The organism is Thiolapillus sp., from assembly GCF_048562965.1.
In the GTDB taxonomy this organism is placed as follows: Bacteria; Pseudomonadota; Gammaproteobacteria; order Chromatiales; family Chromatiaceae; genus Thiolapillus; species Thiolapillus brandeum_A.
Genome location: NZ_JBHNMF010000143.1, coordinates 1 through 7,314, shown reverse-complemented (window position 1 = coordinate 7,314; position 7,314 = coordinate 1). Strand labels below are relative to the sequence as shown.

Below are 7,314 nucleotides of genomic sequence, written 5' to 3'. Positions count from 1 at the left end.
TCTATGCTGATAGGGGTGAGTAGTTACTTTTGAGATTTTTAGTGGTTTTTCTCCTCTGAAACTCTAAACTCTAGTTTTGAGATATACATCAACAAATCAGTGTTGCGCGCTCCCTGTCGTTTACCCGGGTTTCGTTTTCTTCAGACTGATGTTTCTCCCGAATCGTTCCATGCCCTTTTTCCTGCTTATCCACTCAGGGTATGCCCGGTGCATTCGAGCGCGTATGACATGGCGGGCTCGGAGAAGAGATGGCGCCTGTATTGACCGGGCGTTTTTTGGCATACTGTGGCACCGATTCTTCAACCGCGAAATTACCTTCATGAGTCCTGATATCATCCGCATTGCCACCCGAAAATCCCCTCTCGCCATGTGGCAGGCGGAACATGTCGCCGCTGCCCTGAAAGCAGCTCATCCCGGCATACAGGTGGAACTGCTGGGCATGAGCACCCAGGGCGACAAGATCCTGGACACGCCCCTGGCAAAGATCGGCGGCAAGGGCCTGTTCGTCAAGGAACTGGAGCAGGGCATGCTTGAAGGCAGCGCCGACATCGCCGTGCATTCCATGAAGGATGTGCCGGTAGAGCTGCCGGAAGGCCTGCACCTGCCGGTGATCATGGAACGCGAGGACCCGCGCGATGCTTTCGTTTCCAACCGCTTCGCCAGCCTGGACGAGCTGCCTCAGGGTGCGAAGGTGGGTACCTCCAGCCTGCGGCGCCAGAGCCAGATCATGGCCAGCCGGCCGGACCTGGAACTGCTGCCCCTGCGCGGTAACGTGAACACCCGGCTGCGCAAGCTGGACGAGGGCGAATACGATGCCATCATCCTCGCCGCGGCCGGACTCATCCGCCTGGAATTCGGTGACCGCATCCGTGCTTTCATCGAACCCGAACAGAGCCTGCCTGCCATCGGTCAGGGCGCGGTGGGTATCGAATGCCGTGCCGACGATGAGCGCGTGAACAGTCTCATCGCTCCCCTGCACCATGCCGGAACCGCCAGCTGCGTGCGGGCCGAACGCGCCATGAACAACCGCCTGGAAGGGGGTTGCCAGGTGCCCATTGCCGGTCATGCCATCCTGGAAGGTGAGCAGCTGTGGCTGCGTGGTCTGGTGGGCAGCGTGGACGGCACACGCATCATTCGCGACGAGATCCGCGGCCCGGTGGAAGCGGCTGAGCGCCTGGGAACGACCCTGGCCGAACGGCTGCTGGATGACGGTGCGGCGGAAATTCTCAGGGAGCTCTATCAGAACACATGAGCTGCCATCTGCGCGGATTGAGCGTGCTGGTCACCCGTCCTGCGGATCAGGCCGAAAAGCTGTGCGGGATGATCGAGGCGGCCCACGGCCGTCCCCTGCGTTTCCCGGCCATGGAAATCCTGCCGACCGACAAGCCCGAAGCAGCCCGCCAGCTCTTCGGTGCAATCGCGCCGGATACGCTGCTCGTCTTCGTCAGCGTGAATGCCGTGGTGCACGCTTTCCCTTTGCTTCCGGAAGCGCTGCCCCTGGACCTGCAGATCGCCGCCATTGGCAGGGCGACGGCTGCTGCCCTGGAAGAATACGGTCTGCCCGCCACCCTGATTCCGGAACAGCGTTTCGACAGCGAAGGCCTGCTGGGCCTCGATGCACTGCAAGATATGCAGGGCAGGCATGTGATCATCGTGCGTGGCAATGGCGGTCGTGAGCTGTTGAAGCAGGAACTGGAAAAGCGCGGTGCAACGGTCGTCTATGCGGAGGTCTATGAGCGGCATATTCCCGAGCGCAGCGCAGACAACCTGGTGCATGGCTGGACGCAGCTGGTGGATGCAGTGACAGTGACTAGCTCGGAAATACTCGACAACCTCCTGCAGATGCTGGGTGAGAAAGGCAGGGAGCTGCTGCGGGAAACGCCCCTGGTAGTGCTCAGTGAGCGTACTGCCGGACATGCCTTCGAACTGGGTTGCCGCAAAGTCTGGGTGACGGATATGGCGGGAGATCGTGGTATTCTCCACGCTCTGTGTGAAATCCGGGAAGAACTTTCATGAGCCCCTTCTGGCGTTACCTGACCAGTGAGCAGGCCACCAACCGCCTGGTGGTGGTCGGCATCATACTGGGTGTGCTGTTCGGCATGTTCCTGCCCGAATGGGCCCTGGCGCAGAAAGCGCTGGGCAAGGCCTTCGTGGCCTTCCTCAAGATGCTGGTGGTGCCCTTGGTGTTCGCTTCCATCTACGTGGCCATTTCCGGACTGGGCGGCCTGGAGCAGCTGCGGCGCATTGGTCTCAAGACCATCGGCCTCTACGTGCTGACCACGGCACTGGCGGTGCTGCTGGCCATCGTGGCCATGAATATCTTTCCCATTGGTGATGCGGTCTCTGCAGAAGGCCTGAGCTACGACCGCGCGAAGGGCGTGGCGCCTTTTTCGCTGAGCGCCATGCTGCTCAGTTTCATCCCTACCAATATTTTCAATGCCCTGGCCACGGGCTCCATGATGCAGGTCATCGTGTTTGCCATCCTGTTCGGCATCGCCAGCCTGTACCTGGAAGAACAGCACCACAGCGCCATGCTGGACGTGTTCACCGCTATCAGCGAAGCCATGCTCAAGCTGGCCCGCTGGGTGATCCTGTTCACGCCCCTGGGCGTGTTCAGCCTTATCAGTTACGTGGTGGCGGACCAGGGAGTGCAGACCATCATCGACCTGTGGAAATACATCCTGCTGGTGCTGGGGGTGCTGCTGGTGCATGGCCTGGTGACCCTGCCCGCGGTGATGGCCCTGTTTGCGCGCATCAACCCCTGGAAATACCTGAACCGTATCAAGGAAGTGCCCCTGATGGCCTTTTCCACCGCGTCCAGTGCCGCCACCCTGCCCGTGAGCATGCGCGTTGCCGTGGAGAAGGGCGGCGTGAAGCAGGAAACCGCCAGTTTTGTGCTGCCCCTGGGCGCAACGGTATCCATGGATGGCACGGCGGCCTATCTCACTGTTGCCGTGCTCTATATCGCCAACCTGGCGGGTGTCGACATGAGCATGGGAGACCAGCTGTTGCTGGGCTTTACCGTGGTGACCCTGAGCGTGGGCGTGGCGGCCCTGCCCAGTGCCTCCCTGGTGATGATGGTGGTGATCCTCAACCAGGCCAATCTCCCCATCGAATACATGGCCCTCATCGTGGTGGTGGACCGTATCCTCGACATGGCGCGCACCTCCCTCAACGTCACCTCCGACATGGTGGTGGCCAAGACCGTGGACAGCCTGAACCGAAAGCATCATGAAACAGAAGCCTGAACACCAGACCGTTGTCATCGACATGAACGCGGACGAGGTCCCTCTGCCGCGCCCCAGCCGCCTGCCCTCCGTGCTCGCCCTGCTGGCATTGCTGGTCACCGCGGCGGCCATCGCACTGGGTTACCACTACTGGCAGAACCTGCAGCAGGATCTGCAACGATTGGCCGCGCGCATCCAGTCCACCGCCCGCGTGCAGCAGGAACTGCAGCAGAATATCCGGCAGGCGCAGCAGGCCCTGGAAAAGCAACAGGCGCTGCTGGCCCGGCAGTCCGGTGACAGCGGCGAACAGGCAGCATCCCTCGCTCAGCAGCAGGAAGCACTTCGCAGGCAGGCCGACCTGCTGACGGCGGAGCGCAACCGCATGCAGCAGCGGGAAACTGCGGGCCACCTTGCCGACCTGCGCAAACGGCTGGGCAATCCCGATGAACGCTGGCTGGTGGCCGAAGCCGAATACCTGTTGCAGCTCGCCGTGCAGCGCCTGCAACTGGCCCGGGATACAGGCACCGCCCTGGCGGCACTGCAGCAGGCGGATCAGCGCCTGGAGGAAACCGGCGATGCCCGCTGGCAGGTCGTCAGGGAACAGCTCCGGCGGGACATGGACAACCTGCGGCGATTGCAGTTGCCGGATGTGCCGGCCCTGCTGCGGCAGATGGATGCGCTCAAGGCGTCCTTTGCCCGGCTGCGCCGGCTGATGGCGGCAGAAGCCCCTGCCGAACGGAAGGCGGGTGCTTCGGCCCAGACCCCAGAGCCGGAAGGCACGGTTCGCAGGCTCGGGAAAGACCTGTGGCGCGGGCTGCAGAACAGCGTGCGCATCCGCCATCACGACCGGCCGGTGGAAACCCTGCTCACCAGCGGCCAGGAAGTACTGCTGGTGCAGAATGCCTGCCTCATGCTGGAAACGGCGCGGCTGGCCCTGGTGCAGGGGGATGACAGCCTGTACAGGGAAAGCCTGCAACGCCTCAATGAGTGGCTGAAACGTTATTTCCACCTGGATGACCGGACGGGTCAGCAGGCCAGCGCCGCTATCCAGGCGCTGATGGCGGTGAAGCTCAAGCCCCAACTGCCGGACCTGTCCGAGTCGCTGAAGGCGCTGCAGACCCGGCGGGCCCTGCAGCAGACCCGCAAGACCCGGGAGGTGGCACAGTGAAGCTGTTGCTGCAGGTCTGTCTGTTTCTGGTGCTGGGCGGGCTGGCGGCCTGGGTGATCGAAAAGGACAGCGGCTATGCCTTTCTGGCCTGGGGCAACTGGTCTGTGGAGCTCAGCCTGGCCATGCTGGTGCTGCTTGCCACGGTTGCGGCCGGGCTGCTCTATTATCTGCTGCATTTCCTGTTCGGGTTGATTCACCTGCCGGGCGGCCTGTCCACCTGGCGGCGGCGCCTGCGCCAGCGCCGGGCGAGGCATGCACTGACCCAGGGACTGGTGGAGCTGGCCGAAGGCCACTGGCAACAGGCGGAAAAGCTGCTCACGCGCCATGCGGTATTTTCCGATACGCCCCTCATCAACTACCTTTCTGCCGCACAGGCGGCTCAGCGCCAGGGCTCGGACGACCGCCGTGATGCCTATATCCGTCTGGCGCACCAGCATATGCCCACGGCGGACGTGGCCGTGGGCCTCACCCAGGCGGAACTGCAGATCGCCCATCAGCAGTTCGAACAGGCCCTGGCCACCCTCAAGCATCTGCGTGAGTTGGCGCCCAGACATGCCTATGTGCTGCGCCTGCTGGCAAGCTTGTACCAGCAGGTCGGTGACTGGGAGCAGCTGCGCAAGCTGCTGCCGGAGCTGAAGAAGGACCGCACCCGTAACCCGGAACAGCTGGACGAGCTGGAAGTGCAGGTATACCGCGCGCTCCTGCAGGAAGCGGCCCGGGCAATGGAAGTCAGCCGCCTGGACAGTGTCTGGCAGAAGATCCCGCGAAGCCTGCACCAGGAGCCGCGCATCCTGGGCGATTACACCCGTCTGCTGCATGAGCGTCAGCGTGATGAGGAGGCTGAACAGCTGCTGCGGGCCGCCCTGAAGAAGCATTGGCATGATGACCTGGTTGCCCTGTATGGCCTGCTGGACCTGACAGAGCCTTCGGCGGCGCTCACCCGTGCCGAGGGCTGGCTGGCGGTCCATGAGCTGGACCCGGTACTGCTGCTGACCCTCGGCCGTCTGAGCCTGCGCGCCGGCCTGTGGGGCAAGGCGCGCAGCTACCTGGAAGCGGCCATCGCCCACGGCGCGGGTCTGGCTGCCCGGCGGGAACTGGGGCGGCTGCTCGATGCCCTGGGAGAGCAGGAAGCGGCCGCCCGGGTGTACCGCGAAGCCGTACTGGAACAGCCCGGCACTGCCCCGGTAGTGCTGCCGGCACATATCCGGCAGGCCAACATGAACCTCAACAACGGTGATGATCCGCTGCTGCCGGATCTGCCCGACGCCGTGGCGGAATCCTGACAGGACAGGCTTTCTTCAGCCGGCCTTGCGCCATTCCACCCTGTTGTCCGTCGTGGCCGGGCGTGCCGGTTCCGGCGTCTTCATGGTCACCAGCTCCTCTGCACTCACCGGGTGTATGGCCATGGTTTCATCGAAATCCGCCTTGGTGGCGCCCATCTTCACCGCCACCGCAAAGCCCTGCAGCATCTCGTCCACATTGTCACCGATCAGGTGAATACCCACCACGCGCTCGTCTTCACCGGCGCAGACCAGCTTCATGGCTGTTTTCACACCCTGTTCCGCAAGGGCATGGCGCATGGGGGTGAACTCGGTCTGGTAAACAGTAACCGCGTTGTGGCGTTCGCGGGCTTCCGTTTCGGTGAGCCCCACGGTGGCCACCGGCGGATGGGCAAACACCACGCTGGGGATATTGCTGTAGTCCACCCGGCTGTCTGCCTGGCCGCCGAACAGGCGGGCGGCGAGCTTGCGACCTGCGGCAATGGCAACGGGCGTGAGCGCGACCCGCCCGGTGATATCACCGATGGCATAGATGCCTGGTACGTTGGTGTTCTGAAGGTCATCCGTGGATATGGTCCCGTTGGGATGAACCGCGACGCCTGCCGCTTCCAGGTTGAGGTTGCGCGTGTTGGGCGACCGGCCGACGGCCCAGATCACGCTGTCGTAACCGGACAGGTGTTGCCCGCCGCTGCCATGCACGCTAATGCCCGGTGCATCCTGTGAGAGCTCATTGACTTCAAAACCCATGTGCAGGTCGATGGACTGCTTTTCCATTTCTCTCATGAGCACCCGGCTGATCATGGGGTCGAACTGCTCCAGTACGCGGTCTTCCAGGGCGATCAGGGATACCTGTGAGCCGAGCGCCTGGAGCACACCGGCCAGTTCCACACCGACGCTGCCAGCCAGGCTTCCAGCTGTTCCGAGCCACCGATGTACTCGCCTTCGATGAATACCTGGGGTACGGTTTCGCTGCCGCTGATGGCGCGAAGTGAGCGCAGGCCGGCATCGCGGCCAAGGACGACTTCCTCGTAGTCCATGCCCTGTCTGTCCAGCATTTCCTTGGCCTGGGCGCAGAAGGGACAACCGGGCTTGGTGATGATGCTGACGGCCCTGGGCTTGACCGCGTTCGGGTTGATGTAATCCAGCATGGTGTCGGCGTCGGTTACCTCGAAGGGGTCACCGGGTACATTGGGTTCGATGAACATCTTTTCGATGATGCCGTCCTTCACCAGCATGGAATAGCGCCAGCTGCGCATACCAAAACCAAGATCGGTTTTGTCCACCAGCATGCCCATGCCCGCGGTGAACTCACCGTTGCCATCGGGTATCAGCCTGATGTTTTGTGCTTCCTGGTCCTTCTTCCAGGCATCCATGAAAAAAGCGTCGTTTACGGAGATGCAGACGATCTCGTCCACGCCGTTTTCCCGGAAAGTGTCTGCCAGCTCGTTGTAGCGCGGCAGGTGAGTGGAAGAGCAGGTCGGGGTGAAGGCTCCCGGCAGGGAGAACACCACCACGGTTTTTCCGCTGAAGATGTCTTCGCTGCGCACATCCACGAATTCGTTGTTCTGGCGGGTCTTGAATACCACCTGGGGTACGCTGGTGCCTGTTTGGTCAGCCATTTTGTTGCTCCTGTTTAGTT

7 protein-coding genes are annotated in these 7,314 nt (G+C 62.5%); 5 read left to right on the top strand and 2 right to left on the bottom strand.

Going from position 1 to position 7,314, the window contains the following annotated elements; translation table 11 throughout:
* Positions 1-319 precede the first annotated feature (319 nt).
* From hemC to ACOCD2_RS09320, 5 genes are read left to right on the top strand one after another with little or no spacing between them, the layout of a single operon-like run.
* A complete protein-coding gene (hemC, locus tag ACOCD2_RS09340; protein WP_293646474.1) occupies positions 320-1,252 on the top strand; it encodes a hydroxymethylbilane synthase in 933 nt (310 codons plus the stop codon).
* Entirely contained in the window at positions 1,249-2,016 is a 768-nt protein-coding gene (locus tag ACOCD2_RS09335; protein WP_293646476.1) for a uroporphyrinogen-III synthase, read from the top strand. The genes hemC and ACOCD2_RS09335 overlap by 4 nt, the downstream gene beginning before the upstream one ends.
* A complete protein-coding gene (locus ACOCD2_RS09330; protein WP_293646478.1) occupies positions 2,013-3,248 on the top strand; it encodes a dicarboxylate/amino acid:cation symporter in 1,236 nt (411 codons plus the stop codon). The genes ACOCD2_RS09335 and ACOCD2_RS09330 overlap by 4 nt, the downstream gene beginning before the upstream one ends.
* On the top strand, positions 3,232-4,395 hold the full coding sequence (locus tag ACOCD2_RS09325) for a uroporphyrinogen-III C-methyltransferase (RefSeq protein WP_293646480.1): 1,164 nt from the start codon (positions 3,232-3,234) through the stop codon (positions 4,393-4,395). Before ACOCD2_RS09330 ends, ACOCD2_RS09325 begins: the two co-directional genes overlap by 17 nt.
* Entirely contained in the window at positions 4,392-5,678 is a 1,287-nt protein-coding gene (locus tag ACOCD2_RS09320) for a heme biosynthesis HemY N-terminal domain-containing protein (protein ID WP_293646482.1), read from the top strand. The genes ACOCD2_RS09325 and ACOCD2_RS09320 overlap by 4 nt, the downstream gene beginning before the upstream one ends.
* A 15-nt stretch (positions 5,679-5,693) precedes the next feature.
* Here the strand turns inward: ACOCD2_RS09320 and ACOCD2_RS09315 are convergent, their stop codons facing one another.
* Together ACOCD2_RS09315 and ACOCD2_RS09310 are read right to left on the bottom strand one after the other, a co-directional pair.
* Positions 5,694-6,563, bottom strand: a complete 870-nt coding sequence (locus ACOCD2_RS09315; RefSeq protein WP_308214435.1) for an FAD-dependent oxidoreductase — start codon at positions 6,561-6,563, stop codon at positions 5,694-5,696.
* Positions 6,515-7,294 (bottom strand): glutathione peroxidase, encoded by a 780-nt coding sequence (locus ACOCD2_RS09310; protein ID WP_293646484.1) that lies wholly within the window; start codon positions 7,292-7,294, stop codon positions 6,515-6,517. The genes ACOCD2_RS09315 and ACOCD2_RS09310 overlap by 49 nt, the downstream gene beginning before the upstream one ends.
* Positions 7,295-7,314: the final 20 nt, after the last annotated feature.